Source organism: Candidatus Flexifilum breve, from assembly GCF_016713355.1.
This window is the reverse complement of the sequence record NZ_JADJPI010000011.1, coordinates 397,120-423,321: the sequence shown is the minus strand read 5'-3', so window position 1 is coordinate 423,321 and position 26,202 is coordinate 397,120. Positions and strand designations below refer to the sequence as shown.

33 protein-coding genes and 1 pseudogene are annotated in these 26,202 nt (G+C 58.4%); 19 read left to right on the top strand and 15 right to left on the bottom strand.

Annotation, left to right across the window (positions count from 1 at the left end; genetic code table 11):
* A partial coding sequence (locus tag IPK17_RS13715) for a tetratricopeptide repeat protein (protein WP_343418257.1) occupies positions 1-403 on the top strand: 403 nt, incomplete at its 5' end.
* Between the two features lie 320 nt (positions 404-723).
* Here IPK17_RS13715 and IPK17_RS13710 read toward each other — a convergent pair.
* Entirely contained in the window at positions 724-1,308 is a 585-nt protein-coding gene (locus IPK17_RS13710; protein WP_343418256.1) for a hypothetical protein, read from the bottom strand.
* Positions 1,309-1,355: 47 nt separating this feature from the next.
* On the opposite strand from IPK17_RS13710, the gene IPK17_RS13705 reads away from it, so the two are divergent.
* A complete protein-coding gene (locus IPK17_RS13705) occupies positions 1,356-1,643 on the top strand; it encodes a hypothetical protein (protein ID WP_343418255.1) in 288 nt (95 codons plus the stop codon).
* 371 nt (positions 1,644-2,014) lie between these two features.
* On the opposite strand, the gene IPK17_RS13700 is transcribed toward IPK17_RS13705, so the two are convergent.
* The 6 genes from IPK17_RS13700 to IPK17_RS13675 all read right to left on the bottom strand — a co-directional run bounded on the left by IPK17_RS13700 (position 2,015) and on the right by IPK17_RS13675 (position 4,941).
* A complete protein-coding gene (locus tag IPK17_RS13700) occupies positions 2,015-2,218 on the bottom strand; it encodes a hypothetical protein (protein WP_343418254.1) in 204 nt (67 codons plus the stop codon).
* Between the two features lie 64 nt (positions 2,219-2,282).
* Positions 2,283-3,047, bottom strand: a complete 765-nt coding sequence (locus IPK17_RS13695) for a hypothetical protein (protein ID WP_343418253.1) — start codon at positions 3,045-3,047, stop codon at positions 2,283-2,285.
* 134 nt (positions 3,048-3,181) lie between these two features.
* On the bottom strand, positions 3,182-3,436 hold the full coding sequence (locus IPK17_RS13690) for a hypothetical protein (RefSeq protein WP_343418252.1): 255 nt from the start codon (positions 3,434-3,436) through the stop codon (positions 3,182-3,184).
* 5 nt (positions 3,437-3,441) lie between these two features.
* Entirely contained in the window at positions 3,442-3,786 is a 345-nt protein-coding gene (locus tag IPK17_RS13685) for a hypothetical protein (RefSeq protein WP_343418251.1), read from the bottom strand.
* Positions 3,783-4,535, bottom strand: a complete 753-nt coding sequence (locus tag IPK17_RS13680; protein ID WP_343418250.1) for a hypothetical protein — start codon at positions 4,533-4,535, stop codon at positions 3,783-3,785. The genes IPK17_RS13685 and IPK17_RS13680 overlap by 4 nt, the downstream gene beginning before the upstream one ends.
* Positions 4,536-4,554: 19 nt before the next feature.
* Positions 4,555-4,941, bottom strand: a complete 387-nt coding sequence (locus IPK17_RS13675) for a hypothetical protein (RefSeq protein WP_343418249.1) — start codon at positions 4,939-4,941, stop codon at positions 4,555-4,557.
* Between the two features lie 107 nt (positions 4,942-5,048).
* Here IPK17_RS13675 and IPK17_RS13670 point away from each other — a divergent pair, with 107 nt between their 5' ends.
* On the top strand, positions 5,049-5,180 hold the full coding sequence (locus IPK17_RS13670) for a hypothetical protein (RefSeq protein ID WP_343418248.1): 132 nt from the start codon (positions 5,049-5,051) through the stop codon (positions 5,178-5,180).
* A gap of 105 nt (positions 5,181-5,285) precedes the next feature.
* Here IPK17_RS13670 and IPK17_RS13665 read toward each other — a convergent pair whose 3' ends face one another.
* The 3 genes from IPK17_RS13665 to IPK17_RS13655 form a co-directional block, all read right to left on the bottom strand.
* Positions 5,286-6,488: a hypothetical protein gene (locus IPK17_RS13665; protein WP_343418247.1), complete on the bottom strand. Its 1,203-nt coding sequence runs from the start codon at positions 6,486-6,488 to the stop codon at positions 5,286-5,288.
* 106 nt (positions 6,489-6,594) lie between these two features.
* On the bottom strand, positions 6,595-7,230 hold the full coding sequence (locus IPK17_RS13660; protein WP_343418246.1) for a LuxR C-terminal-related transcriptional regulator: 636 nt from the start codon (positions 7,228-7,230) through the stop codon (positions 6,595-6,597).
* A gap of 130 nt (positions 7,231-7,360) precedes the next feature.
* Entirely contained in the window at positions 7,361-7,999 is a 639-nt protein-coding gene (locus IPK17_RS13655; RefSeq protein ID WP_343418245.1) for a helix-turn-helix domain-containing protein, read from the bottom strand.
* 342 nt (positions 8,000-8,341) lie between these two features.
* Here IPK17_RS13655 and IPK17_RS13650 point away from each other — a divergent pair, with 342 nt between their 5' ends.
* Both IPK17_RS13650 and IPK17_RS13645 read left to right on the top strand, forming a co-directional pair.
* The gene (locus IPK17_RS13650) at positions 8,342-8,614 is read left to right on the top strand and encodes a hypothetical protein (RefSeq protein ID WP_343418244.1); all 273 of its coding nucleotides are present in this window, start codon (positions 8,342-8,344) and stop codon (positions 8,612-8,614) included.
* Entirely contained in the window at positions 8,604-9,005 is a 402-nt protein-coding gene (locus tag IPK17_RS13645) for a hypothetical protein (protein ID WP_343418243.1), read from the top strand. Before IPK17_RS13650 ends, IPK17_RS13645 begins: the two co-directional genes overlap by 11 nt.
* Here IPK17_RS13645 and IPK17_RS13640 read toward each other — a convergent pair.
* From IPK17_RS13640 to IPK17_RS41045, 3 genes and pseudogenes are all read right to left on the bottom strand, one after another.
* The gene (locus IPK17_RS13640) at positions 9,002-9,601 is read right to left on the bottom strand and encodes a hypothetical protein (protein ID WP_343418242.1); all 600 of its coding nucleotides are present in this window, start codon (positions 9,599-9,601) and stop codon (positions 9,002-9,004) included. The genes IPK17_RS13645 and IPK17_RS13640 overlap by 4 nt on opposite strands.
* Positions 9,598-10,578 (bottom strand): hypothetical protein, encoded by a 981-nt coding sequence (locus IPK17_RS13635; RefSeq protein ID WP_343418241.1) that lies wholly within the window; start codon positions 10,576-10,578, stop codon positions 9,598-9,600. Before IPK17_RS13635 ends, IPK17_RS13640 begins: the two co-directional genes overlap by 4 nt.
* A gap of 311 nt (positions 10,579-10,889) precedes the next feature.
* Positions 10,890-10,955, bottom strand: a pseudogene (locus IPK17_RS41045) (hypothetical protein); the annotation flags it as partial.
* A gap of 7 nt (positions 10,956-10,962) precedes the next feature.
* Here IPK17_RS41045 and IPK17_RS13630 point away from each other — a divergent pair.
* The 11 genes from IPK17_RS13630 to IPK17_RS13580 all read left to right on the top strand — a co-directional run bounded on the left by IPK17_RS13630 (position 10,963) and on the right by IPK17_RS13580 (position 20,107).
* Complete coding sequence (locus tag IPK17_RS13630; protein WP_343418240.1) at positions 10,963-11,124, top strand: hypothetical protein; 162 nt, start codon at positions 10,963-10,965, stop codon at positions 11,122-11,124.
* A gap of 213 nt (positions 11,125-11,337) precedes the next feature.
* On the top strand, positions 11,338-11,529 hold the full coding sequence (locus tag IPK17_RS13625) for a ribbon-helix-helix domain-containing protein (protein WP_343418239.1): 192 nt from the start codon (positions 11,338-11,340) through the stop codon (positions 11,527-11,529).
* 140 nt (positions 11,530-11,669) lie between these two features.
* A complete protein-coding gene (locus tag IPK17_RS13620; RefSeq protein WP_343418238.1) occupies positions 11,670-12,713 on the top strand; it encodes a recombinase family protein in 1,044 nt (347 codons plus the stop codon).
* Positions 12,714-12,754: 41 nt separating this feature from the next.
* Entirely contained in the window at positions 12,755-13,123 is a 369-nt protein-coding gene (locus tag IPK17_RS13615; RefSeq protein WP_343418237.1) for a recombinase family protein, read from the top strand.
* Between the two features lie 10 nt (positions 13,124-13,133).
* Complete coding sequence (locus tag IPK17_RS13610) at positions 13,134-14,267, top strand: recombinase family protein (RefSeq protein ID WP_343418236.1); 1,134 nt, start codon at positions 13,134-13,136, stop codon at positions 14,265-14,267.
* Complete coding sequence (locus IPK17_RS13605) at positions 14,246-14,572, top strand: hypothetical protein (protein ID WP_343418235.1); 327 nt, start codon at positions 14,246-14,248, stop codon at positions 14,570-14,572. The genes IPK17_RS13610 and IPK17_RS13605 overlap by 22 nt, the downstream gene beginning before the upstream one ends.
* A 133-nt stretch (positions 14,573-14,705) precedes the next feature.
* Positions 14,706-15,530: a ParA family protein gene (locus IPK17_RS13600; RefSeq protein WP_343418234.1), complete on the top strand. Its 825-nt coding sequence runs from the start codon at positions 14,706-14,708 to the stop codon at positions 15,528-15,530.
* Positions 15,530-16,060, top strand: a complete 531-nt coding sequence (locus tag IPK17_RS13595; protein ID WP_343418233.1) for a hypothetical protein — start codon at positions 15,530-15,532, stop codon at positions 16,058-16,060. The genes IPK17_RS13600 and IPK17_RS13595 overlap by 1 nt, the downstream gene beginning before the upstream one ends.
* Before the next feature lie 97 nt (positions 16,061-16,157).
* Positions 16,158-16,727 (top strand): hypothetical protein, encoded by a 570-nt coding sequence (locus tag IPK17_RS13590; protein WP_343418232.1) that lies wholly within the window; start codon positions 16,158-16,160, stop codon positions 16,725-16,727.
* A gap of 240 nt (positions 16,728-16,967) precedes the next feature.
* Positions 16,968-19,529, top strand: a complete 2,562-nt coding sequence (locus tag IPK17_RS13585) for a toprim domain-containing protein (protein ID WP_343418231.1) — start codon at positions 16,968-16,970, stop codon at positions 19,527-19,529.
* Between the two features lie 167 nt (positions 19,530-19,696).
* The gene (locus tag IPK17_RS13580; protein ID WP_343418230.1) at positions 19,697-20,107 is read left to right on the top strand and encodes a LexA family protein; all 411 of its coding nucleotides are present in this window, start codon (positions 19,697-19,699) and stop codon (positions 20,105-20,107) included.
* A 50-nt stretch (positions 20,108-20,157) separates the two neighbouring features.
* Here IPK17_RS13580 and dinD read toward each other — a convergent pair whose 3' ends face one another.
* Positions 20,158-21,036, bottom strand: a complete 879-nt coding sequence (gene dinD, locus IPK17_RS13575) for a DNA damage-inducible protein D (RefSeq protein WP_502748749.1) — start codon at positions 21,034-21,036, stop codon at positions 20,158-20,160.
* Positions 21,037-21,198: 162 nt separating this feature from the next.
* Between dinD and IPK17_RS13570 the strand changes: the two genes are divergently transcribed.
* A complete protein-coding gene (locus IPK17_RS13570) occupies positions 21,199-22,272 on the top strand; it encodes a DMT family transporter (protein ID WP_343418229.1) in 1,074 nt (357 codons plus the stop codon).
* Between the two features lie 87 nt (positions 22,273-22,359).
* On the opposite strand, the gene IPK17_RS13565 is transcribed toward IPK17_RS13570, so the two are convergent.
* Positions 22,360-22,932, bottom strand: a complete 573-nt coding sequence (locus IPK17_RS13565) for a TetR/AcrR family transcriptional regulator (RefSeq protein ID WP_343418228.1) — start codon at positions 22,930-22,932, stop codon at positions 22,360-22,362.
* 149 nt (positions 22,933-23,081) lie between these two features.
* Here IPK17_RS13565 and IPK17_RS13560 point away from each other — a divergent pair, with 149 nt between their 5' ends.
* Both IPK17_RS13560 and IPK17_RS13555 read left to right on the top strand, forming a co-directional pair.
* Entirely contained in the window at positions 23,082-23,786 is a 705-nt protein-coding gene (locus IPK17_RS13560; RefSeq protein ID WP_343418227.1) for an ABC transporter ATP-binding protein, read from the top strand.
* Positions 23,783-26,200, top strand: coding sequence for an ABC transporter permease (locus IPK17_RS13555; RefSeq protein ID WP_343418226.1), 2,418 nt, complete (start codon positions 23,783-23,785; stop codon positions 26,198-26,200). The genes IPK17_RS13560 and IPK17_RS13555 overlap by 4 nt, the downstream gene beginning before the upstream one ends.
* Positions 26,201-26,202: the final 2 nt, after the last annotated feature.

The window sequence follows — 26,202 nt, the reverse complement described above, 5'->3', positions numbered from 1 at the left end:
CTGGTTTCTCCAATCTGCTCTGACGGTAATGCGCGCTACTGAGGATCGACGCGGTGAAGCAATGGTGTTAGCAAGTACAGGAAGAACTTTAGCCGAAATAGGGCAACTTGCGGATTCGCTAAGAGATTCTCATGAAGCGCTAAAACTGGCTGAAACGCTCGGCGAAAAACGCATTATGGCACGTGCATTGGCCAGTATTGGATATGCAGAATTCCTCTTAAATGAACTTCCAACGGCGATTGATCATTATGAACAAGCATTACTGCTACAGCGCATGATAGGCGATAAACGTCAAGAAGCAATGACTCTGACGAATTTGGGAATAGCTTGGTCTCAACTTGGAAATCAGGACAAGGCACTAGCATATTATGGTGAAGCATTGCCCTTAGGGTGGAAGGAGTGATTTGCGAGGAGGCTGAAACGTACTTTCAACTTGCTCAAACCTACTATAACTTGAGAGACACGGTACAAGCTAATGAATATATTCTCCGTTGTATCCAACTAGCAGAATCAGTGGAGCATTCTAGCTTAGGAAAGTATCGGTCACTGCAATCACAGATCGCGGATATTCCAACTGACCAAAGCCATGTTGAACTTTAAGTCTCTATCCGGTTAGGAGAATTTACAATCATAAAGTTCACGAAATTGACGAGACTTGCCCTCAAACAGAGGGCAAGTCCCTTACAGGTCGGCAAGTTGAATCGGGTAGCTGTACGCGCCGATTTAGAACTGCCATGGCTCACCCGACCATAACCAGATGAGCGTCAGATCTGCTGCTTGACCGGGTAGCAGATCGAAGGGCGTGAGTCCCTCCGCCGGTATGCGCGGTCCGGATGGGTTTTCGATATAACCAAGCGCCAACCAGATATCCTCAGATGTGATTGGCAGCAGCGTATTCCCGCCGTTGTACAGGCGCAGCCGCGTCGTGAGCTGCTCTGCGCTGGTGGTCACGCTGATAATCTGCACCTCCAGTGAACTGAATGGGATGGGTGTGGCCGTAGCCGTCGGCAGCGGTTGAGGTGTAGTTAACATGAATGACTGCGCCAACGCGCCAATGAGTTCGCCAGCGCGGCCCAGCTCCTGCTCGACGGGATAAGCGGCGGTGACGAGCGTGCGCGAGGCGGTCGGCAGCCCGTCGGTGTCGGTCTCGCCGAGCAGGAGCACGACCAAGCCCGGGCTCACCTGCCGAAAGATGCCCGTCTCGCTGCGGAGCACCTCCCGCTTGTTCTCGAAGGCGAAGGTCAGGATCGCCCCTGTGTTCATCTGCACGCGGAATTCTGCGCCCGTGCCGAGCGCATCAAACCACACGGCGTTATCCTCTGGACCACGGAATGCCGATTACCGGGCGCACGCTCATGCCGTTTAGGAAGGAAGCGGTGTCCGGGTTCGGGTCGAAGTTCCATTCCGAGGCGCGCACCGCCCGGCGCTGCACCACCCAGACGCGCGGCGGTCTGACCCGGCAGACTGATTTGCAGGTTGATCGGGTAGAACGGAGACCGGCTGGTATCACCGCCCTCGATCACTTCATCCTGCGCTTCGAGCGCGAGCGCGTCGGCGTCACGTCCACGGAGAGCGTCGCCGTGGCCGCGACTTCCTCGGTCGCTTCGGCGGTACCGCCCGCACCACCCCCGCAGCACTACTAGCGCGAGCATGAGGAGCATCAGCCCTCCCAAGACGGCGAGCACTTTGCCGGAGGGACGTCCGGTTTAGTGGTGATTTCGGCTTCCGGAACCGAGAACCCAGCCCCTGCTGTGCGGCGGACTGGACCCGGCGCGGTGCACGCGCCCAGCGCGATCCGATCGGGACGAGCGCCGCCGCGTGATAGCGTGTGAGCAGTGCCAACGCGATCTGGCGTTCTTTGGCGTCCGACCCTTCGCCCCCGGCCGCGCGGACTTCGCGGTCATAGGCGGCGCGGTAGGCGCGCTGCCGCTCGGTTGGCACGAGTTCCCACAGGGCGCGCAGCTCCTCCAGGGAGAGGGCGCGCAGTTCAGCGACGGAGTGGTACTTCAGGGCTTCATTCATCGAGTGTCCTTTCGGTCTGACCGCTGCCGGCGAGCAGCTGACTGGTGCGCAGTGCCGCCTCAAAATCAGGGTTGGCGGCCGGGTAATCGGGGCGAAGCGATTCGCCGATCACTGCGGGAGCCGCGGTGGGGGTAGCGAGCGAGAGTTCGCCCTGCACGGTCAGTTCGGTGGGCAGCAACCGCGCCGCGATCTCCAATCGGTTGACCGAGCGTTCGGCCTCTTCCCGCGACTGCCCCGCCGTGACTGCCCCGTCGACTAATTCAGCTGCGGGTCTCCGGCGTGAGATGGCGCTCGGGCGTTGCCTTAACTTCCTGACTGACGCGTTCGGTTTGTTCTGGCGACAAGCCGAGGCGCGCCGCCTGATCAAGGAAGAGACGGAAGCGGGTCAGGTCGCCGGAGACGGGCGACTGCCCATTCGGCAGCGGTGTGATCCCGACCGCCTGCGCCAGCAAAGCGCCAGCGGTCAAGTGATCCACGCCGTTTACGCCGCGTCCGCCGAGCAAGCGCATGACATCGCCGAGCACCCCCGTGACATCAGCTGTCCCCGTGAGGCGCAAACTGCCGGTCAACGCCCGGCGCGCGCGTTCCAACGTTTCTGCGCTCCGTTCCAACCGCCCGGACGCGCGCTCCATCGCCGCCTGACTACTTTTCCCCCCAGCCGATTGGGTAACTTCGGTTAGGTGCTGTTCCAACTCCTCACCGCGCATGTCAGCCGCATAATTCTCCTGCTCCCGCACCTGCAGACTGTCTAATGTTTCAGCCGGGACAACGGGGGTGAACCAGCCCATCCGCTTCGGCTTGACGGGCGTGAAACCGCGCAGGAGTTCGCTCCCCGCGTCCGCCGTTTCGATTGGCTGTTTACCGAGCGGATAGGTGAGCCGCTCCAGCCCCGCGCCGACCGCCGGGACGAGCATCGGGCGGCGGAGCAAGCGACCCTGGGCATCGACTTCGGCCTGCGCCGGGTCATAGTCCGGTGAGCAGCTTCGCGCCGACCAGTGGCCCGAGCGCGGGCCTACGCCCGGCACCTGATCCGCGACGTGCCGGGTCGCGGCGCCTTCACTGAACTGCGCGGCTGCTTCCCCTAACGGGGTCGCCCGCAGACCGGGCAGACGGGTGAGCGTGCGCGTCGCGTCGGCGAGTGGCTGCAGGCCGCCGAAGGTCAGACCCGCGGCTTGCGCTGGTGTCGCACCGTTGTGGAGCGCGGTCGCACCCGCCAGCGCGCCTGACCTACGCCGACCACTGTCCCGGTGGCTACAGCTGCTAATCCAGCCGCACCCACCGCGCCCGCCGCGGTCATGATCGTCGCCGCACCGGGACTGATCACAGCGCCGCCCGTGAGCTGACCGAAGGCGTTGAAGAGGCGGTTGAACGAGTTCCACACGGCTTTGAGGCCGCTGAAGAGCACAATCACCATGAATATCAGGCAGAGCAGCCCGATACCGAGGACGACGATGCCATTGCCGCTCGCCGTCCCGTCAGGAAGAAACTGACGACGAGCGCCTGAATGAGCGCGATCACGACCGTCTGGATGAGGAGTTCGATCCAGAGGTCGATGATGGAGCGGGCGATGACTTCCGTCTTCTTGAAGAAGGCGAATAGGATCGCCACGCCGAACGAGATGAAGGTGAGTCCCTGCGCAATGGTGAGCAGCAGGTAGACGAGCTGCTCGCTCACGCCGAACAGGATGAGCGGCCACGCGGTGAGCAGCCTCCCCTGTGCCGCGGACGCCTGCGCAATCGAGGCCGCGCGGTCGAGCGGTGTCAATGGCCGGGAAGAAGAGCGGATCGCGGTCGTTGGCGAAGAACGACCCGGGCGTGCGCCATTCCCACGGCACGCTGCCCGCCGTCCACAAGCCGCTCACCGGATCCGGGCGGATGCGGCTGGCAGGATGGATCGCGCGGCGTGGATGGGTAGCCCATCAGATCAATCGCGTCGGCGCGTAGATAGGCGAGCGCCACGTCGAGGCCATCGACGGTGTAGCTCCAGACGGGGAGATACGAGCCGAAATTGTCGCACAGCGCGATCAGCCCCAGATCGGTGCTGCTCACACTGTCGAGCGAGTTGAAGGCAGCACCGGTCGTCGCCGATAACTCGCTCAAGGTGCTCGCGTAGAAGGCCTGCGTCACATCGCGGCGGAACTCGCTCATCCCCTGATACAGACCCGGCCCGAGGGTGAAGAACAGCGCGCCGGCCAGATACCAGCCGACGGCGCTCTTCGGCTCGACCACGCGCAGGCGGGCGAACGCCGCGAGCAGATAGGTGATGCCCAGAATCAGCAGGGCGACGACGAAGGCGAGGCTGACCGCGAGCTGCAGGCTGGCATTTGTCTGGGCAATCAGCGGCGTGAAGGCCTGATCGACCAGCCACTGATTGATCAATTCGATGGTGTAACCCAGCATCAAAAAGGCACGCTGCACGCTCCAGCCCATTCCCGCCAGCGAGAACAGCAGGTTGTACCACAGGGTGTCGATCTGGATTTGCAGCCCGTTCAGCACATCATCGACAATGGGCATGTTCGCAGTTCCTCCTCGGCTATGGCGACGGCAGCATGCCGACCGGCGGATCGGCGATCGTTCCAGTGCAAAACGGATTGACGTCTGTGCGCCAGACGAGCGCATTGCTCCCCGGCACCCGCGGCCCCGTGGCGGAGCGGGTCGTCGGGTCGAGCATCAGGGTAACGCGCTCCGGTGCTGCCCCATAGGGCAGAAAACCCGCTAGCATGAACTGACGCGTTTCGTTCGGTGCGAGGCTGACCGCTTCATAGGTCACCGCGAGGCCCGCCTCCGCCGCGGCGGCTTGGGATGCGCCCCATACCCCGGTGGTACCGTCCGTGAGTCGGCTCACATAGCTTTGATAGGCGGGAAATACGTCATACGCGCCCACGCTCAGGTTCTTGATCTCCAGTTTCCAGAGAGCCACGGTATGTCCGGCCGGCGTCTGATGACCGAGACCTGCGCCAGGCGGAAAGCGCGCCGACTGCGGGCCGGGGTGAAGACCGCATCGCCCCGATAAAAGGCCGCCGGCGCTTGCAGCACGTACGGCGTGACGGTCGGCGGCGGGAGCGCGGTCGGCAGGGGCACCAGCGTCGGATAGCCGGGATCGGCACCAGTGTCGGCAGCGGCGGTGGAGCCACCACCACGGGCGTCGGGCAGACATAGACGGGCAGACTGGTGATGCCGGTCAGCGTACCGTTGCAGGCCAATACGGCCCACAACAGGGGGAGAAACCTCAAAGCTGTTTTGTTCACCTTGACCTCTACGGGATTAAGCCGGGCTGATTGCCGGGCGTGAGCAGCAGCGTGTAGGCGGGCGCACTGGCATTACCCCTGACTGAAGTGACCACGTTTTGCCGAAATAGGGCACAACGATCTGGGTTGGGGTATCACTCACGATGGAAAACGCTACATACCCGCGCTCATCGGTGAAGCCGCTGGCAATGACGCGGTTGGTATTGATCTCGACCACGCGCACAGAAATCCCCGCGACACCTTCCGCCGGATCGACCGTGCGGTTGCTGTTCTCGTCATAGGCGATCACCACCTCAGCGGTGAGGACGCGCGGCGGGATGGGCGTTCCGGTCGGTTGGAGGGTGGGCGGCGCGCTGACGAGTTCGATCCGCGCGGCGGGCTGTGGTTCGGGAGTGGGCGTAGTTGTGCTCAGCAGTGGTGGGACAATCAGCGTGTGGGCATCGCCGCGAAAGACCTGAATAGCGTCTAGTCCGATCACGTAGCCTTCGCTCGCGTTGTTTTTCCGCCCGATCCCCCGCAGCTCAAGGCGATGGGTGCCGCTGCCGACAGAGTACGTGTCCGTCACCGGAAAGCGAAGTTCGTCGGCATAGGCATCAATCGTGTCCAGCACCACACCATCGACGACGATCTCGAAGATGCCCATGTTCTGTGCTGCGACGTAGCGCACCCGCAGGCCTTCCCCCTCGAACAGGAAGCTCGCTGTGTCATACGCGCCTTCCGTCCGGTGATACTGTCCCCGGCTGGCGAACTGGGATAGGCGCGGCGTCCACGGCGGCGCATAGCTTACGGTCGGGTAGTCCGACTCGAAGCGGTACCAGCCGAAAAACGGCGGTGCGGTGTCCGTCGCATCTGGCAGCGGCTCGACGGGGTTGGGCGGCGCGGACAGCCGGATCGTCCCCGGCGGAAACGGGGTGAGCGTGGGCGGGACATAGACCCCCGGCATGACGACCGCGATCTCCAACACGCGCTCGCTCATCGTCGGCAGAAGTGTGGGGAGCAGCGTTTCGGTGGGGGGAGGCGGCAGGGTCATGGTCGACGTCGCCGCAACAGTCGCAGTCAGCGTCGGGGCGGGCGTTTCCGTCGGCGTGAGCGACGGCAGCACGAGTAAGGTCGGAAGTGGGCGGTCGTCAGCCCTCGGTTGGGCGCGCAGGATAAACCACACTCCCGCCCACACCACGAGGCTAAGGACCGCCACCAGCGGCAAAAACACTCGGCGCATCAGCTTCTCCGGATACAACTACACTGCGGTCAGCATAGCAAACCGGAGGTACGCGCCGACCGGAATCTTCCATGCAGCTCCGGAATCTTCCGGTCGCTGTGGAAACCTAGTCGGTAAACCCCCTAAAGCCTTCGGTATTCGCGCGGTTGATCAGGTGTTCGTTGGTGGCCGCGCCGAAGCGGTAGCGCAGCTTTTCGGTAATCCAGTACACGCGCCGCCGGGATACTTGCATCTGCGCCGCGATTTCGCGGGCGGTCTGGCCGCGGGCAAGCAACCGCAGCACCGTCCGCTCGTCCTCGTCTAGCTGCCAGATTTCCTGTTTGGTCTGAAGCGCGAGCAGATACTCCGAGTTTGCGGTTGGGGAGAGATAGGGACGCTCCCGCAGCACCACGTCAACGGCCGTTAAGAGGCAGTCGGCGAGATCGTCCTCTTTCGTGAGGTAGCCGCGGATTCCCAGATAAAAAAGGTCGTGAATGATCAGCCCGGCGCCGATTGTGCCCATGACAATGATGGGCGTGTGCGGAGCGCACTGGCGCAGCCGATTAAAGAGCGTGAACAGATCGACCAACGGATCGAACGGATCGCCGAGGAGGATGAGAGTAGGTTGGTAGCGCTGCGCCAATGCACACAGATCATCCGCATTCTCGGCGGTGCTGGTGAACGTGTGGGCACGCCCTTTGAGCAGGGTTTCCGCGCCGAGGACAGTCAGGCTGCTGCTGTCAGCAATCAGGATGTGGGTCATCTGGGGTATCGTCCCGCTTTTTCGTCCAGCGTACCATACAACCGATGACCCGGGAGGGCGACTTTGTGCCAAACCCCGGCAAAAGTGCCAGTTTGCAAATTCGTGTTGGGAGCACGATCAAACATCGAGTTTACTCAAAAAACCCTTTTTGGCGGGCTGCATCAATTAAGTGCTCGTGGGTAGGAGCGTCGAGCACGGCGCACAGCTTTTGCCGGATGCGGTAGACGGAACGCTGATGATAGTCCATCGTCGCAGCGACCTGCTTGATCGACAGCCCCTGACTGATGAGGCGCAGGACTTCCAGATCAATCGCGTTCAGCTCGGCGTCACCGCGGTTGAGACGTGACCAGACGAGAATGCCGGAAGCTTGGGGTGAGGTATAGAGCGACCCCATGACGACCGTTCCGATGCCGAGGAGCAGCGCTTCTTCCAGCCGATCTTCCCGGTAGATAAAGCCGACCGCCCCGCTTTCAAACAGGTGCTGGAGGTAACGCGCGGCCAGTTTGCTGCTGAGGACAATCGTCAGGAGCTGAGGATAGTCGCGCTGAAGGCGATGTAACACGGGAAAGATGGTCTCTGAGGTGGGCAGCGCATCCTCCAGCAGGAGCACAGCGGATTCATGTCGATGGAAGGTGGCTTCGGCTTCCTCCAGGCTGCGATACACGCCCGCTACATGCGTCCAGCTCTCTGCACGCCGCAGCAGCGCGGTCAACCCGCTCCGCGTGAGATCATGGGCTGCGACAATCACGACGCCAATACTGCGTCTCATGGTGTCCCTTTCATCCTCAACTGTGTTTCAGCGTGACCGACTCAAGCGATGCTAGCGTCAACGGGAACGTGGTAGAATGGACGCGTCTGAAATACCCCTTGTCATTATGAACATGATGATTATAGAATTGTTGGTAATCATGTCAAGTGTTTTTAACGCCATGATGGAGACTTACCTATCAGTCGCGGAACAGTTAAACATCCTGTTCGACGCCATTCGGCATCCGGAGGGGCGCGCCTATCAACTGCAGGAAGTCGGTGAGGCGAGGGGCATCAGCCTCGGCACCATTAGTCAGATGCGCGCGGGCAAAATCAGAATCCGCAGCTCAACACGCTGCGCGCGTTGTGCCGTTTCTTCGACGTGCCGCTGCGCTTCTTCGAGACCCGGACGGTCGAAGAATGCTATGCGATCCTGTCGGATCGCGGTGAGGTCCACGCACCCCCAGCGCTTAGTGAAATCGCCTTTCGGGCGAGCAGCCTTCCGCCGCGCGCCCAGCAGGATATTCTCACCGTGATTAAATGGGTGCAAGCCGCTGAGCAGCAGCGCCAGCAGGGGGGCGAGCTGCCGCCGTTACCAAATCTGGAACCGGACGAGAGTGACCCCGATGGCCTCTGACCCGATGGCATTTCAGCAGCAGTTCCAGATTCTGATCGACCGGCTGCGTGACCCGCACGGCAAACCCTACAGCCTTGGGACTATAGCGCAGGCGACCGCGCTGTCCGACCAGAGTCTGGCGTATCTTCTCGACGGACGGTCGCAGTTTCCGCGGTTGGACACCTTAAGGGCCATCTGCCGCTTCTACCATATCTCGCTCGACTATTTCGCCTGTGAAACGGAAGCCGACTGTCACCGGTATCTGCTCGCCCAGCTCGCGAGCTCGTCCTCGCTCCTGAATGATATTGCGGTGGAAGCGGCGGCGCTGACCCCGAAAGGCCAGCGCAATGTCCTCACCATGCTCGAATGGCTGCGGCAGATGAAGAAATTTCCGGCTTCCAAGTCCACCTAACGCAAGACGAGGGGAAAGACCAGCACCACGGGCAGGATCCCCGCTAAACTCCCCAGTACTACTTGCTGCACGGTATGATGCTTAGTCACCACGCGTGCCCACAGTGTGAGCAGGACCAGCGCCAGCAAGCCGAGCTGCAGGGTCAGCGTGTCGAGACGTCCGAGGAGCAGCAGGCCGGTATAGCAGCCAGCGGCGACCGCCGCATGCCCGGAAACCTTCGTCACCCACGCATTCAATAAGCCTTGCAGGGGAACCCAGACGACCAACGCCCCCATCGAGGCGATCAGAGTATGCGGGCCGCCGAAGGCCAGCACTACCACGAACGCCGATAAGACCGAGAACCAGCCCACGAGATAGAGACGATGTCGTGTTTGTCGTTGATATCGGTAGCGCCCCCGCTTTTCAAGAAACGCGGCGTACAGCGCCCCGGGCAGCACAACGATCCCGCAGATAATCACCGTCCAGCCGAGCGCTTCCGGCCACGGTATGCCATTCAGCAGCGCGAGCGTGGTCGGGATCGGCAGCCAATAGGGATGAAACACGCGCCCGATCAGCACGGCAAACCGGTTATCTTCTTGGGGAATCACATCGGTCATAGTTGAATCGCTCCCAGCTTCTGCGCCAGTTCCGGGAACGGAGGTTGGCTCGCCACCACCTCCGTGATCTGCGTTTGTAGTCGACTGTTTTTCATTGAAGGATACCGATCCAGAATGGCGATGACCTTCTGATAGATGGCCAGTTCCACCTCATCCGGATGGGTCAGGCGCAGCGGCAGCTTACCCATTGGTGGACGTCCCGTTGAGGCTTGGCTCACCGCTCGTTCGAGCCGCTGCAGCCGGAGGTAAAGGCGCAGACGCACCGGATAGAATAGCGGCATGAATAAGCGGAGTGGCAGGAGCATCACCAGAAATAGCAGCAGACAGAGATAGGTCGAGCCACGTTCGACGGCCGCCAGGACCGGAGTCAACGCCGGGAGATGATAGGTCGAGACCGCCAAGGCAATTTCGGCGCTGCACTGCACCAGCACGACGCCATAGAACGCCAGATCCGTCACGCGATGCAGTTTCATCGGGCGGACCTGCTCGGTGCGCCAGAGATGGAGCGCCGAGGGCAGCAGAATCAAGCGCAGCCACAGGAGGATGGCCACGTCCCGCACCCCTTTGATCTGGAGATTGAGATCGACCACGGTGATCTGCCGTGCAGCCGCATACCAGAGGAACAACGCAACACATGTGAGAGCGAAGACCGGATTTCCCCACTGGAACAAGCGCTGCGTCCATGGTGAATAGGGATAGATCTGGCGCATGCCCAGAAAATACAGATGAATGGTCGCCAACATCAGCAGGCTGCGCACCAGCGTGCTCAGCGGCAGCCCACCAAACTGCCCGTCGAGAGCCAGCTTAATCGGATCGGCCGTGAGGGCGGCAATCAGATAGCAGCCAAAGATCACCCCCCAGACATGGAGTGACGCGCCATTCGTGATTTTGCGTTTAGCCAGTGCCACAGAAAATCGGTACGCCAGATAGAACCAGAGCAGAAGATTGAAACCGAAGATGATCGCTTTGTCGTCCATGCGCTACCCGCTAGCTGTTCAAGTCGAGACCGTGGACGTACGGACGCATCGCCGCTAGAGACGTCGATTCCCCATACAGTTCCTGCAACCGCGCGCGCGCGGGCGACGCGCTGCTGAATGAGCAGAACGAAGACCTCCGCTTCCTCATCCTCCGGCGAGTCATTCAAGGCGACCGAGCGTAGATGCCCAGTTCCGGACGAGAGGCCTAGGGCTTGCCACACGGGTTCTCCAAGAACCGAGCGGATATCCACTCCTCGATGGTTGAGCAGCAGGTGCGCGATTTCATGCAGCATAGTGTGGACGCGATGGGCTGGCAGCAGGTGCGCGTTGACGAAAATATAGTCGGTCGTCGGCGCTGGCACCCATAAGCCATAGATTTCCGCCGTGAAGGGGAATCGACGACCTGAATGGGCGTTGGCGCTGCTGCTGCAGGTGCTGGAGGAAGTGCTGGATATCAAAAGCCGTAAAGTCGTAGTGCAGGCGCTCAATCACCGCCTGCAGCTCGCGCTCAGCGCGCTTCAAAGTCATCACTGTGTCCCTCATTGAGATAAAAGGCCGAGGGGAAGTATAGAGGTTCGACGGGGAAATAAACAGCCCTAGTGAAGCTACGAATGGTAGGGGTTTAGGTACCATTTTGTCAGTCTGTCAAAAGTGAACATGAGACTGTCAATTTTTGACAGGTAAATGGCAAAAAGTCGCACATGAGCATGGGGCTTTCGATTACTCTGGTGACACGCTGGACCAAAAGGAGACCCCAAGATGAATCGAGATGTACCCTTTGCCGCGCGGATCGCCTTTCGACTGCCGCAGGCGTTGTACGACAAGTTAGAAATCTGGGCGGATGAAGAAGATCGTCCACTGGCTAATCTCATCTATACCGTTGTCAAGCAGGCAGTGACTGAACGCGAACTCGGTATGAGTCCTGCACCGCGAACAGAAGAAGCACGGTGAAGATAATGGGAGATCATAAGAATGCGCCCTTAGGGTCGCAGGCGTTCGACCATGATGAGGTTAGCAAAGTCACTTTACGTCTTTTGCTGTAGCGCAAATCTTAGTACAAGGTCAAACCCGCCTGCCAGACCAAAGCGCAAATGACTGCAAAAACGACGCGAAAAATCAGGGAATTACCGACTTGCAGTATTGTGATGTTGGATCCTACTGAATCAGTTTTTAACGAAAAGGAAGTCGCTATAACAATGGCCAAAGTAAGAGCATCATCTCCCCCACCAACACCGGGCTGGGCAATATATCTGCGAACGAGCAGCGACGAGAACCAGAAACCAGAACTCTCCCGCGAACGTCAACGGTTCACTATCGAAAAGCAAGTGCTTGAAAAATCCGACATTCCCGTCTACGGAGAATATGTAGATGTACTGACTGGTAAAGACCCGCGCCGAAAGTCGTATCAACAGATGCTTTCGGACGCACGCGCCGGCAAATTCTCGCACGTCATTGTCGAACGTGCCGACCGTTTCGGCCGCAGTGATACGGAAGCACTGCGCGCAATTGATGAGCTGTACGCCTTTGGAATTGTAGTGCGCTTCGCCAACGCACCTGACCTTGATCCCATGGATCCAGATGATCGTGTCGTAGTCGCGTTGTCGTTCTTTCTTGCGCAGCGCGAGTCCATGCTGATGGGACAGCGCGTGAAAAGCGGTTTGAAGGCAAAGCGCGCGAGTGGCGGATATGCTGGACGTGCCCCCGACGGGTATATCAATGTTTGGGGTCAAAGCAGTCCCGATCAGCGTAGCGACCTAGGGCGCATTCATCATTGGATCGAGCCTGATCCCGAACGCGCACAGCTATGGAAAGATGCGTGGTCACTGCTTCTAAGCGGAGCGATGACTTTACAGGAAATCGCGTTCGCTCTACACGAACGCGGTTACCGTCATCGCTCCGGTAAACCGTTCGTCATGGTCAGCCCAAAAGTCGGGAAACTTAAACCAATTACGGATGGGCTGCTGCGTGGTTTTCAAGACTGGACGTATGCGGGTTGGGTTGTAAGCGAGTGCGATGGCATTACGCCTAAAACGGTGCGCGGAGACTGGGAACCGCTAATCTCAACAGAAGATTTTGAGGCGGGCCTTCTTATCCTAGAGCGCCTGACTGCTACTGAATCTAGCGCTCAGAAATAGCCTCAGTGTCCAGCACAGATCATTGCCCAGGATTACTCAGCATGATGACCCAAAAACGAAAGAAAGGGATAACCGCTCCACCTCCACCGGGATGGGCAGTTTACCTGCGAACGAGCAGTGAAGATCATCAAAAGCCAGAACTATCACGCGCACGACAGCGCGCCATTATTGAAAGCAATGTCCTTGCGCATTCAGATATGCCAGTGTACGACGAGTACATCGATGTCCTCACAGGCAAAACACCAAATCGTACCGGCTACCAGCGACTGCTCGCCGACGCGCGGGCAGGAAAATTCTCCCATGTGATTGTGGAACGTGCTGATCGTTTCGGGCGCGATGATACCGAAGCCCTGCGCGCGATTGATGAGCTGCACCAGTTCGGCGTCGGTGTGAGATCTGCGAACTCCTGATCTGGGGCCAATGGATCCTGACGGTCGTGTCATCGTAGCGCTATCATTCACGCTAGCCCGCCGTGAATCGACGCTGTTAGGCATCCGGACAAAAGGCGGTCAACAGGCAAAACGCCGGGGTGGCGGTTATGCGAATTACGCCCCCGAAGGCTACATCAACGTGACCGCACGCACCGATGACTCAAAGAGGCATGATTTAGGGCGCTTCGACAAATGGATTGAACAGGACCCCAAACGTGCACCTATCTGGCGATACGCATGGGAGCTACTGCTCGAAGACAAGTGGACACTTGAGGACATCGCGGAGAAACTGCACGAGCGCGGCTATCGGCACCGTACAGGGCGACCCTTCGTCGAGATACAGCCAAATGGAAAGCGTCGGGCGAACATCAGCACCATCTCGCACGTTTTCCATAATTGGATGTACGCGGGTTGGGTAGTGAGCGAAAAGAATCAAATCCCACCAAAAACCATACGAGGAAACTGGGAACCAATCGTCACCTCAGAGGAATTTGAACGTGGACTGGAAATTTTAGAGCGGCGTAACCGTCACCGCCTCGCGAAACGTCGTCACGAATATCTGCTCAAAGGAATCATCTTCTACATTGGGCATGACGGCAACGAAGTGAAACTAACTGGCTCGACTTCAAACACCTATCGTCGCGGTGGTGGTACGGCTTATTATTGCGTTCCGCGCAGCAACGTGAACTTCAAGTGTGATGGGATTGAGCGACAGATACCAGATGAATTGAAGCGTATCCAAGTCGATCCCGAGATGCTGCCGATGATTCGTGCCTACTACACGCAAGATCTAGCGGAAAAGCTGGGACACAATCGTCCCAGTGAACGCGAAGAGCTAATTGCGACGCTGGAAGCCATCGACCAGGAAGAAGCCCGCACCGTGCGATTGCTGGCGAGTGGAAGAATCTCGGAAGATGTCTGGGATGTATTGTGGGCGGAGTGGCAGGATCGCCGACTGAAGTTGCGTGCGACGCTCGAAGGCATGACTCAGCAGCAGCAGTATCACGTCGAAAATTTAGGTCAGCACCCGGAATCATTGCGCAAGTCGAAACGCTGTATAATCGACTTGATCGCAGCGCACAGAAAGAGTTGCTGCATCACATGGTCAAGCGGGTTGTTGTGAACGTTGATGGCGAAATCGTGTTGGAACTGCGAGCGCCGTTCGCCTATCTGAAAGACCTGTCAGATAGAGTGCGACGCGAACATGAGGGTACCCCTGTAAAGCAAACATCCAGCCCCTTTGAGGGTGCTGGATGTTCGGACTGGCTCCAATCTAGCTCCACAGCCTGTTTGAATCTTGAACAATTGAGCGGTGAAAAAGTCACCCAGTTCTTCCAAGTCATTACTTTTCCTCAGCGCGAACTCTGTACGCGCTACTCCACGATGAACTCCAACAAATCGGCTTTTGCGGTGAAAGGGAGAGCCTGAACCCTCCCCAATCACCTTGAAGCTCGCTGCCCGTACCAGCAAGACTCCCGGATGTCACTTTACCACACCTCCGCGAAGTCCTTGCCAACGACAGCGAATTCGACCAATTGTTGGGTTCTGAGAGGAAATGGCAATGACTCGTATCTTCGTGTTCACCAACCACAAAGGGGGTGTCGGCAAATCGACATCCGCCACCAATATCGCGCTGGGCATCACCCAAGTGCTGAAGCGCGCCAATGCATCAAACTGCCGTGTGCTGCTCGTCGACACCGACTCGCAGGGACATGCGTCGCTAGTCACGACCGGGCGCAAGGACTATGGCGCGGACGACAGTCTCTACACCGTTCTGATGGCGGATCGCCAGAATGCGCCGCAGACGCTCATGAACTGCATCGTGCCGAGCCAGTGGGATGAAGACCTGCATGTCCTCCCTGCCTCCCCCATGCTCGAAGGCGCGGAGCGCGAATTGATGGGCGTGGCAGGCGCACCGTATCGCCTTGCTGATCCACTCAGCAAGATCGCCGGGCAGTACGCAGCAGTCGTGATTGACACCCGCCCTTCCTTCTCGCTGATGACGGAAATGGGTTTGCTTGCCGCAACGGACGCGATTGTGCCGGTCGAACCGCGCTATCTGGAAACGGTCGGGTTGACCAGCGTGATCCAAAAGATCAACGACATCCGTGACGGTTGGCGGCATCCCAATCTGCGCGTGAGCGGTCTCCTCATCACCAAGATGGATACCCGCGTGCGCGGACACAATCACCTGCTGGCGGAAATCAAGTCGCACCCCCTGCTCGGCAAACTGGTACTTGGCGTGATCCCGGTCAACGAAGCAGTGTCCTACGCCCATCACAATCACCAGAGTCTCTTCACCTATGATCCGCGCTCGTCAGCGAGCAAGGCGTACATTCAGGTGGTCGGTTCACTCGTCCGCTACATGACAAAGGTCGGTGCGTGATGGCAAAGGGAAGCACTAACCGGATTGACGAATTATTGGCATCGGTGACCACTGATTTGATGGGCGATGGTCAAGGCGCACTACAGGACAACAGTATCCGTGTGGAACGACTGCTGCTCGAAATGGTGCGCCCCGATCCGGTGCAACCACGCCGCGTGCTGCCGGAGAGCATCCATCTACGGTTTCACAACAACCACGTCACGCCGACACAGGCGCTCCGTGAGCTGGTGCAGATCGTCCAGATTGCCGCGCGCCAGCGGGGACGACCGTTCAACAGTGTTATCGAACTCCTGCCAAATGCTGACGAAGAGCGCGAAGAGGAAACCGCTGTCACGCTCTCGCCAGAAGAACAACTGCTGCATGATTTGGTCAATCTCGCCGTGACGATCCGCGACGATGGGCAAGTGAATCCCCTGACTGTCGTCGATGTGTCGCAGGGCGTAACACGCCTGTTTCGCATTGAAACCGGCGAGCGCCGATATTGGGCGACGTGGCTGCTGCGCGACTTCATCCCTAACTACACCGGGTGACGGCACGATCCCGTGCATCATCATTCCTGAAAAGCGGTCATCAGTATTCCGTCAAGCGAAAGAGAACACGGCACGATCCGGGCTGACCGCTATTGCAATGGCACGTCAGGCTGCACTGCTGCTACTCACGATTCACGGCTATGAAATCCCTGCCTATGCAGTGGGGAATGATTTCTACCGTCAGGCGCTTCAATTGGATTTGCGGGGCAAACGCGAATACACCGATACGATCCTTACTGCGATGGGCGGTATTGAAAAAGCCCAGTTCAGCCGCATCAAATCGTTGCTCAAGCTATCAGATGAGGCAATCGAATTAGCGGATCGCCATAACGTCGAAGAGTTTCGCCTGCGCTATGTAGTAACCGTTTCTGCTGAATATCACGCCGAAATTCTGCGCCAGATCATCGACTTAAATTTGACTGCGAAACAGATCAAGGAATTGTGTGAAGGTGGTGATCTCCAACCAGACACTGAAGACCCGATTGAAAAACTACCGCCAGCCGCCTTGAAAATGGCGAAAGTTACTCAATCAGTGACGACCTTGACACCACAGGACTTGGCGAGAGCGTTGATGCTGCAAGAAGCGGATCCAGCGATAGCCCGCGCACGTTTGCAGGCACTTCGTAAGCTGATCATGGAAGCTGAACGGTTTTTGGTTTCAGACTAAATAGGTTTCCGCGCGGAAACCATTTTGGAGATATGAGGATGAATGTGAGAAGTCGATCCCCGCCCTAGAAAAGGAAATGCCCACTGCGGGACGGCACGTGGGCGGCGGGCTGTGATACTTTTGTGAACTGGACACTCACACTGTATCACAGCCTGCCCTCTCGTGCAACTCAATTTGAAGTTCAAACCGTGTTTTTTCGACACGCGTTCTCTTCGGCTTTGCATGGAGACAGAGGGACTGATGAGCATTGATCTGGAGCAGATTCGCTCCGCGAACCCGATAGAAAAACTCGTCGGCGAACGCTTTGCGCTCAAGCGTCAAGGCACGCGCTTCGTCGGCATCGAACATGATAGTTTGGTGGTGACACCCCAGACCGGACTGTATTTCTGGAACTCACGCGGTGAGCACGGCGATGTCTTCGACTTCGTGGGTCGTCATCAGCTTGGCTACGATAACCGCTGGAACAACCGCGATGCGGCGATGTTCTGGGAAGCAGTACGTTACTTGGCGGATCGCGCGGGCATTCCTGTCGAAACTGATTCCGACTTTCAGAAGTCGTATACCTGGGCGGAACGCCAACTGGTGCAGCGCTTACATGAAACCCTGCTGAACACACCCGCTGCGCTCGACTACGTGACCAAGACGCGCGTATGGCAGATAGCAACCGTCCGCAATGCCCGGCTCGGCTTCATGCCACAGGATAAACGGAAACTGCTGGCTGACCTGAATCTGCCCGACAAATGGCGCGGCGTGATCGCCAAATTCCCCGTTGGGATGATGGTGTACGTCCATCTGGAACGGGGGCGTTTGGGGTATCTGAGCGGGCGCTCGATTGAAGGCAAGCAGCATTACAACCCGCCGCGTGACCTGCTCGGCGAGCGTCGTCCCTATGCAAATCATCTCTACGCGCCGGAAGCTGACCAGGTGGTGCTGGTCGAGGGGCAAGCGGACGCGATCAGCTTTGGCGAGTGGGGCTTTCCAGCGCTAGCCGTCGCGGGGATGCACGTCTCCGACGATCTGCTCACCGCACTGCGCAAGCATCGCCGCGTGTTCGTCGCGCTCGACAACACACCGGAGGCGATGCAGAAGAATCGGGATATTGCCCGCCAGTTAGGTATGTCGGCACTGATTCCGCGTCTGCCCGACGACGTGAAAGACGCCAACGATTGGCTGACTCAGGGCGGCAGCGCGGAGGATGTGCAAGCTGTATTGAATAAGGCGAAAACGTGGCTGCAAACCGAGATCGAGCGCGCTGCCTTTCTCGATGGACTCGAAAAGAAGGATACGATCCGGGGGTTGTTCACTTACGCCGTTGATCTGGATGAGATGGAATTGAGCGAGTTTCGCGCAGCGCTGGCAAAGCAGGGCGTGAAAGGACGCGCCTTCAACGACCTGCTGCGCGCCGCTCGGAAGAAGCAAGAAAAGGAGGAAGACGACGACATGCCCCAAATTCTCGGCGACGATATCCCACTGCTCTCGCCTGCGCTGGGGTTTCAGCGCGATGTCGCCATCGTCACCGTTTCGGTGGTGGAACGGACGAAGGACAAGAAGCTGAACACGCAGCCTTACTTGGTGACCTCCTCACGCGAATTGATCCGTCTAAGTGAGGAACAAATCATCAAGCTCGATGGACGGGAGGTCGCGCTGCGCGTCATGCCGGAAGGCTCGGAGTTCCTCATGCGCTGGCGTTTCGCCGACATCCAGCGCTTTCTCAAAGGCGAAACCGTCGACCCCGGTCAAGCGTTTGCTGCCGTGCATGATCTGTTCACACGCTACGTCGATTTTCGCTCACCGGTGGAGAGCGCCATTCTGACCCTGTGGACGATTGGCACCTACTTCTACACCATGTTCCCGGCGTACCCGTATCTGGCATTGAACGGACCCAAGAACAGCGGCAAATCAACGGTGATGCGCGTCATGCAGCCGCTCGCCTTCAATATGGTCAGCACCTCGGACCCGACCGGACCGTCGATGTTCCGGCTCATCCATTACACAAGCTGCACCGTCGGCATCGACGAAGCCGAACGCTACCACAATCCCAAAGACCCCGGCATGCAGCAGATTCGCCAGCTCTTGAACAGCGGCTACAAGCACGGCATGCCCGCCATCCGCCTCATCGGTGAGGACATGAAACCGCAAGCATTCGACGTGTATTCGCCCAAGATTCTGGCGGCGATCATGGGTCTGGAAGACATCCTCGCCTCACGCTGCATCGCGATTCCCATGCGCCGTACCGACAAAAAGATGCCATCCTTTCCGCCGGAATTCGACGGCGCAGCACTCCGCCATTTGCTCTACATGCTGGCACTGACCCATTTCCAAACCGTTCATATCAACTACTCCGAGCGTCCCGCATTGCACACCCTGCATAACCGTTCAGGGGAGCTGTGGTCGCCGCTGGTCGCGCTGGCAGCTTTCTTTGAAGAACAGGGCAGTGTTCGCGGGCTGCTCGACGCGATTGCGACCGCCGCCGAAACTGACGAACAGATCAGCGAAGGCAAGGCGCTGAGCGAGCGCGAAGAGGCGGTGCTGCAAGCACTGGAATTGATGACGCGCGGTGATGAAGGCACGATTTGGATCAAAGCAGTTGCACTGCGGGAGAAAGTCGCGCGGCTGATCGGTCAGCCGGTCGAGAAGATGGGCGACGCGCAGTGGATCGGTCACATCCTCAAGCGCTTGCACCTGATCGACGAGGCGGGACGCAAGCGCGGGATGGATGGCATCGCCTATGCCGTGCGCTCGTTCGACGTGATCGACATGATGCGCCGCTACGATGTGACAACGATTCATGAGACTCGCTGAAAAACCGTTCATACCGTTCATAACCCTACATACCGTTCATGGGAATGGTATGTAGGGGATACGAACTCGGTTTGAGGTGTCATACGAACGTCACAGAACGCTTGTGCGAAATTCCGATTTCACAATAATGATGATGACCATGAGGAGCCAATCAGGTGAGAGGCAACGTGTTAAGCCAACGACAGCAAGCGATCTTGCGTTTTCTCTACGACTACAGCCAAATCAATGGCTTTTTCCCGACCATTCGTGAAATTTGCCGAGAAACCGGCACGGGTTCAACCTCGGTGGTCGCGTACAACCTCGGCAAATTAGTCGAGTTCGGCTACCTGAGACACACATCACGCCGTTCCCGATCGAACACGCTGACGAAGCAGGCATACGAATTTCTGAAGGTTGCGCCCACTGCCGATCTGCACATCGTCCGCAATGGCGACGTGCTCGAACAGGAAGTCCATCGCCTGCGCAGTCAGATTGAAACGCTGCGCCGTGCGCATCGAGCAGAGATCGAGACCTATCTTGAAGAACGATCTCTGCTCGTGGACGAGATCACGCGGCTGAAGCAAGCGGTACCCGCATAGAGGAGTGTATTCGTGTGGGCTGTGGTCGAAACGCAGCCCACATGATGTGATTACTCGTCTTCATCTTTCTTGGGCTTTGTCTTCGGCGCAGCGAGACGCTTCGTCTCGGCGCGCTGCAGTTTCTTGATGCTCTCTGCCGTGGGGAGATCTTCCGGCATCGTCCCGCCGAGTTCAGCAATCGCCCGTCGAACCACAACACCCGCCTCATAATGTACAGCGTTCGCCGCATCTTTGCCTTGCACCTGGTCACGACGCAGTTTCTCTTCCGCCTGTGTACTGCGAAACAGGTTCGCTGCGAGTTCAGTCGTGCTCATATGATCAAGGATGTGTTGGCTTTTCTTCAGTTTCTTGCGCTTGTGGATGGCTTCTGCCGTCAAACCGTTGTACAGCCCACGATAACCGTGATTTTGGAATACCGCGAAATCTTGTCCGGTAATCACGCCCGCCGTTTTCGCTGCTGAGGCGAGGTCGGTGTTCTGCAACTTAATGCGCTGGCGCAGGAGCAACCGCCGCTGATCCTCGCTTAGCTCCGCCATTGCTGCTGCATCGGAAACTTCTTGGCGGCGCGTCTGGACGGCGAAGTAGGTCTGACCGAGCGCGACGACTTCTTTGGCAGGATCAGCGTTCTGCACGACGAGGTAGCAGGCGTAACGTGAGAGGTGCATGTCCTCAACTTCACGTCTAGCATCAGATCCTAAAGCAACCATTTTGGTGGCACCAACAAAATGGTCAGACGGATCTTGTCCGCTGTTTTCGCAAGCGATCTGTGCCTTGATAAGCGCAGTTTTGAAGTTGCGCCATTCTGTATAATCCAGAACTTTCATCAAGTCACGCGCCGACCAGAACTCTAGTCCGTCTTCGTCGAACTGACGAATACGCTCAAACAGGGAAGCGGATGGATCGGGGGTCTGATCAGTTGGTATGGTCACTTTGATAACCTCTATTGCTCAGAAAACGGCATTTGCACCATTATAGTGAGTTGTTGCACCATGCAGAAAATCACCACCGTTTTCCCTTATTCGATGATCGATTGCAGTCTGTTGAGCGGTATCATTATCGACCTAGAGTCAAACGAGTAAAGGTAGGTATCAATGGAAGTTGCTCAACGGAATGAAACGTTCCAGGCGCTGGCAGCCGCAGCACTGTTTGGGGCAAGCGCGCCCATTGCGAAGCTGTTATTAGGTCAAGTTGATCCCATATTTCTGGCTGGATTCCTCTACCTAGGAAGCGGTGCCGGCATTCTTCTTTTCAGACTGCTGCTTCGTACACGGTCTACCGATTCAGAAGCCGAAGCCAAGCTGTCGCGCCTGGATGTTCCATGGCTGATCGGAGCGGTGGTCGCCGGTGGTTTTGTGGCCCCAATCGTACTAATGTTCAGTTTGCGGGAAACGGCTGCTTCGACTGCCTCTTTGCTACTGAACTTTGAAGGAGTCGCCACCGCCTTAATCGCGGCAGTGGTTTTCAAGGAGGCGATCAGCGGGCGCGCCTTGTGGGCGGTGGGCGCTGTCACGTTAGGCAGTGTCCTACTCTCGTGGAATACCGAAAGTGCATGGGGGTTCTCCCTCGGCGCACTGGGCATTGTCGCTGCCTGTTTCCTCTGGGGTATCGACAATAACCTGACGCGGAATATCTCGGCCAAAGACCCGCTGACGATCGTGCTCGTCAAGGGGTTAGGGGCAGGGAGTGTCTCGTTTGTTCTGGCATTATTGCTGGGGCACCGGATGCCCCCGATCACGACGATTCTTGGCGCGATGCTGCTGGGCAGTCTGAGCTATGGCCTGAGTATTGTCTTGTTCATACGTGCGATGCGGGGGTTGGGCGCAGCGCGAACCAGCGCGGTCTTCGGCACGGCACCCCTGGCAGGGGTTGTGCTATCATTTGTCTTGTTCCAAGATGCACCGACTCTGCTGTTTGGCGGCGCGCTGGTTCTGATGATCTTTGCGATGGCGCTCCTGATCACCGAAAGACATGCCCACCTGCACCGGCATGAGGCGGTGCCCCATGATCATCGCCATCGACATGATGATGGGCATCATCATCATGACCATCCCGGTATGACCTCGCGCAGCCTGACCCATTCTCATGTGCATACGCACGAGGCGCTTGAACATGAACATCCGCATCTGCCGGATATTCATCATCGTCACGCCCATCATGAAGCCTGAATGGTTGTGGTCCGGGGTATCGTGCTGATCCCGGACTGCTTGGGTTTGACTTCTTCGCTCGGTATCTCCCGACCGGGCAGAACGGCACTACGCCAAGAGACCTTGAAGCCCAGGCAGAACAAGGCGCTGGTACATCTCGTTCATCTCCTCCGGCGTATGGCGCATGTCCTCATCAAACCACCAGCGCAGCAGCAGCAGAAACGTGTTCGCCACAAACTGCGCGACGACAGAGAGCGGTACGGATATATCCGTTTGCTCCCCGATCATCGCACGCAGGTTAGTCTCGATCAGTTGGCTGATTTGCTGAAGTAGGCGGCGGTTAAGCATGTCTGCGCCTTGCCCCCACACGAGCGCATGCATCAGACGGCGCTGCTCTTTCACATGCCGGAACAGTTCAAGACTGGGCAGCACGCCGTGCTCCATGCCTTGATGAGCCGCATAGTCCCCCAGATCATGAATCACCTGCTCGATCTGACTCAAGAGCAAGCTCTCTTTGTCGGTGAAATGGACATAGAATGTCGAACGTCCTATATCCGCCCGATCCAGAATATCTTGCACCGTGATGTCGTTGTAGCGCTTTTCAAGCATCAGCCCCACGAACGCATCGGCAATGAGCTGTCGCGTTCGCCGTGAGCGGCGATCCGTTTTGGCGCTGTTCATATCGTCCACTCCATCAGAACAAATTCACAGGAATGTTCGGTAATGAACATTTCCCGTGCTTTGGTTGTTGACCCACGCCCCACCCCTTCCATTATAGTAGAAATCGAACAATATGTTCACTACAGCACAATATGTTCTGAGGCAATGCTATGAGAGTAGACATTCCACTCATCGAGCTTCACGGTGTGACCAAAACGTATCAAACAGGCGCGAAAACCTTCACCGCGCTCGATGGCATCGATCTCACCATCGATCAGGGCGAATTTACGGCGATTGTCGGGCGTTCCGGCAGCGGCAAATCCACCCTGATCAACATGATCACAGGCATCGATGAGCCAACTTCCGGCGAAGTCCTCGTCGCCTCGACCCCCGTACATCAACTCAATCAGGAACAGCTTGCCGTGTGGCGCGGCAAAAACGTCGGCATCGTCTTTCAATTCTTCCAACTGCTGCCGACGCTCACCATCGCCGAAAACCTGATTCTGCCGATGGATTTCTGCAACACCTATCCCGTCCGCCAGCGGCGCGAGCGCGCACTGCATCTGCTCGACAAAGTGGGAATCGCGGATCAGGCGGACAAGCTCCCCGCCGATCTCTCTGGTGGACAGCAGCAGCGCGCCGCCATTGCCCGCGCGCTCGCCAACGATCCACCGCTCATCGTTGCGGATGAACCAACGGGTAATCTCGACGTGCAGACGACGGACGCGGTGATGCACCTTTTCGCCAGCCTCACCGCTGAGGGAAAAACAGTCGTGATGGTGACGCATGAGCGCGATCTCGCCCATTTTTTCACCCGCTTCATCACGCTGGCGGATGGTCGGATTGTCGCCAGTGAGCTAGGAGTGTCCGCATGAGCCGCCCGCGCTGGATGAAGCTCCTGCGTGATCTCAGCTTAGCGCGCGGGCGCATGATGATGCTCGTCGCCGCCATTGCCGCCAGTGTCTTCGCGGTGGCGCTCATGCTGTCCACTTTCACGGTGATGACGCGCGAAATGAACGCGAATTACCTCGGCACGAACCCGGCGTCGGCGTTCATCGAAGTGGATCAAGTCGATGAAGCGCTCATAGAGGCAGTACGCCAGCAGCCGAATATCGCCGATGCCGAAGCGACTGCTTGGGTGAATGGTCGAGTCGAAGTCGCGCCAGATCAATGGATGCCGCTGCTGCTGTTCGTCGTGCCGGATTTTGCGCATGCACGCATCAGCACGGTCAGCCCGGAAGCCGGTGCATTTCCGCCGCCGGATGGAACAATCCTCGTGGAACGCGCCGTACTGACTCTGCTGGATAGCATTCAGATTGGCGACGCGCTGACCGTCCAAACGCCCAACGGCACAACCCAGCCGATCACCATCAGCGGCACGATCCACGATCCGAGCCTCGCTCCAGCATGGCAGGAACAAACGGTGTACGGCTACATCACCCCGGGGACGCTGGCGGCGTTCGGGGAGGATACGACGCTGCATATCCTCAAGATCACGGTCAGCAATCAGCCGGAGAGCGTGAGCGCTATCGAAACGACGGTCGAGCAGTTGACCGGGTGGCTGCGCACACAGGGGCGGGTGGTCGATGAAATTCGCATCCCGCCACCGCTTCGTCACCCGCATCAAAGCCAGATGAATACCGTCATGCTGGTGTTCCTCGCCTTCAGTGTGTTGGCGCTGATCTTGAGCGCCGTCCTCACTGCTACCATGATCGGCGGGCTGCTGGCGCAGCAAATCCGGCAGATTGGCATCATGAAAGCGATTGGCGCGCGTTCCGGTCAGATCGCCGCTCTGTACCTTGTACTCGTCATGGGCTTAGGCTTGATCGCCGCCGTAATCGGCATCCTGCCGGGCATGTGGGCGGCACGTGGCTTTTCGTCGGTGGTGGCGCAGCTGCTCAATCTCAACGTGTACCGTTATGACGTGCCGCTGTGGGTCTACGGAGCGCTGCTGCTGATGGGCGTCCTGCTCCCGCTGCTGGTCGCCATTCGCCCCATCCGCCGTGCTACCCGCGTGACCGTCCGCGCCACCCTGTCCGACTACGGGACGACCGCCGCCGCTTTCGGTTCGAGCCGTTTTGAAAGCTGGCTCAGCCGGATACAGGGGATCAACAGCTCGGTACTGCTCGCCTTCCGCAATACTTTCCGGCGGCGATCGCGCTTGATCCTCAGCCTGAGCTTGCTCGGCGCAGCCGGGGGCATGTTCATGACCGGACTCAATACGAGCAGCGGATGGGATAGCTACATTCGCATGGCAGCCGCAGACCGTCACTATGACTTGGAAGTGCGCTTGAATATGCCGCAGTCCGTTGAGCAAATGCGGGCGCTGCTGGGTGGCGTCGACGGGGTGGCGCAAGTCGAGTCATGGAGCCTGATCCCGGCGGCGCTTGCCCGTCCAAATGGTTTGGACATTGTCCGCACCTATCCCGATGGTGGTCACGGTAGTTTCAGTTTGCGATCAGTGCCGGACGGAAGCACCTTTATGAATACGCCGATGCTCAGCGGACGCTGGCTGCAAGCGGGCGATGTGAACCGCGTCGTGCTCAACCAGAGTGCGCTTGCGCTCTTCCCTGAAGCATCCGTCGGCAGCACGGTCACGCTGCTGATCGAAGGTCAGCCTATCCGCTTGGAGGTCATCGGCGTGGTGCGGCAAATCCTGTCGCCTGCTGCCGCTTATGTGACCCCGGCAACGTTTGCCGCCGCCGCGCACATGCAACCGAACCTGGCGAACGCAGTACGGGTCGCCATGACCTCCAGCGCCCCTGAGTTCACCGCCGCCGTGACTCAGCGAATTGAACAGGCGCTGAGTCTGGCGGGAATCAGCGTGCGCGTGGCGGTATCTGAAGTCCTGCTCGACAATGCGACCAGCGGTCATGTCTTCGTGTTTATTGTGACCCTGCTGCTGATCGCCGTCGTGATGGCAGTCGTCGGTTTGCTGGGGCTGACCTCCAGCATGAGTACCAGCGTGATCGAACGCACCCGCGAATTCGGCATCATGCGTTCGATTGGCGCGCGTTCTCGAACCGTGCTGCTAAATGTGATCAGCGAAGGGGTGATGATCGGGCTGATGAGCTACGGGATCGCTGTTGTGGTGTCCCTGCCGCTTTCATTCGGGATGGGAGCCTATCTCGGTGAGATGTCGTTTCGGTCACCGCTCCCTTTGATAGTCGCGCCCTTGGGCTTAGGGCTGTGGCTGGCGATCTTGATCCTCGGTTCCACTGCTGCCAGCGCTTTCCCCGCACGGCAGGCAGCCAATTTAACCGTTCGTGAAACCCTTGCTTACGTCTAAAG

What these genes read in the sequence shown, in the direction of transcription:
- IPK17_RS13705 (WP_343418255.1), top strand. Translation starts at nt 1,356, where the DNA reads ATGCCGTTTAGGAAGGAAGCGGTGTCCGGGTTCGGGTCGAAGTTCCAT.
- IPK17_RS13690 (WP_343418252.1), bottom strand. Translation starts at nt 3,436, where the DNA reads ATGGTGATTGTGCTCTTCAGCGGCCTCAAAGCCGTGTGGAACTCGTTC.
- IPK17_RS13680 (WP_343418250.1), bottom strand. Translation starts at nt 4,535, where the DNA reads ATGCCCATTGTCGATGATGTGCTGAACGGGCTGCAAATCCAGATCGAC.
- IPK17_RS13665 (WP_343418247.1), bottom strand. Translation starts at nt 6,488, where the DNA reads ATGCGCCGAGTGTTTTTGCCGCTGGTGGCGGTCCTTAGCCTCGTGGTG.
- IPK17_RS13660 (WP_343418246.1), bottom strand. Translation starts at nt 7,230, where the DNA reads ATGACCCACATCCTGATTGCTGACAGCAGCAGCCTGACTGTCCTCGGC.
- IPK17_RS13655 (WP_343418245.1), bottom strand. Translation starts at nt 7,999, where the DNA reads ATGAGACGCAGTATTGGCGTCGTGATTGTCGCAGCCCATGATCTCACG.
- IPK17_RS13645 (WP_343418243.1), top strand. Translation starts at nt 8,604, where the DNA reads ATGGCCTCTGACCCGATGGCATTTCAGCAGCAGTTCCAGATTCTGATC.
- IPK17_RS13640 (WP_343418242.1), bottom strand. Translation starts at nt 9,601, where the DNA reads ATGACCGATGTGATTCCCCAAGAAGATAACCGGTTTGCCGTGCTGATC.
- IPK17_RS13635 (WP_343418241.1), bottom strand. Translation starts at nt 10,578, where the DNA reads ATGGACGACAAAGCGATCATCTTCGGTTTCAATCTTCTGCTCTGGTTC.
- IPK17_RS13625 (WP_343418239.1), top strand. Translation starts at nt 11,338, where the DNA reads ATGAATCGAGATGTACCCTTTGCCGCGCGGATCGCCTTTCGACTGCCG.
- IPK17_RS13620 (WP_343418238.1), top strand. Translation starts at nt 11,670, where the DNA reads ATGACTGCAAAAACGACGCGAAAAATCAGGGAATTACCGACTTGCAGT.
- IPK17_RS13615 (WP_343418237.1), top strand. Translation starts at nt 12,755, where the DNA reads ATGATGACCCAAAAACGAAAGAAAGGGATAACCGCTCCACCTCCACCG.
- IPK17_RS13610 (WP_343418236.1), top strand. Translation starts at nt 13,134, where the DNA reads ATGGATCCTGACGGTCGTGTCATCGTAGCGCTATCATTCACGCTAGCC.
- IPK17_RS13605 (WP_343418235.1), top strand. Translation starts at nt 14,246, where the DNA reads ATGGTCAAGCGGGTTGTTGTGAACGTTGATGGCGAAATCGTGTTGGAA.
- IPK17_RS13600 (WP_343418234.1), top strand. Translation starts at nt 14,706, where the DNA reads ATGACTCGTATCTTCGTGTTCACCAACCACAAAGGGGGTGTCGGCAAA.
- IPK17_RS13595 (WP_343418233.1), top strand. Translation starts at nt 15,530, where the DNA reads ATGGCAAAGGGAAGCACTAACCGGATTGACGAATTATTGGCATCGGTG.
- IPK17_RS13590 (WP_343418232.1), top strand. Translation starts at nt 16,158, where the DNA reads ATGGCACGTCAGGCTGCACTGCTGCTACTCACGATTCACGGCTATGAA.
- IPK17_RS13585 (WP_343418231.1), top strand. Translation starts at nt 16,968, where the DNA reads ATGAGCATTGATCTGGAGCAGATTCGCTCCGCGAACCCGATAGAAAAA.
- IPK17_RS13570 (WP_343418229.1), top strand. Translation starts at nt 21,199, where the DNA reads ATGGAAGTTGCTCAACGGAATGAAACGTTCCAGGCGCTGGCAGCCGCA.
- IPK17_RS13565 (WP_343418228.1), bottom strand. Translation starts at nt 22,932, where the DNA reads ATGAACAGCGCCAAAACGGATCGCCGCTCACGGCGAACGCGACAGCTC.
- IPK17_RS13560 (WP_343418227.1), top strand. Translation starts at nt 23,082, where the DNA reads ATGAGAGTAGACATTCCACTCATCGAGCTTCACGGTGTGACCAAAACG.
- IPK17_RS13555 (WP_343418226.1), top strand. Translation starts at nt 23,783, where the DNA reads ATGAGCCGCCCGCGCTGGATGAAGCTCCTGCGTGATCTCAGCTTAGCG.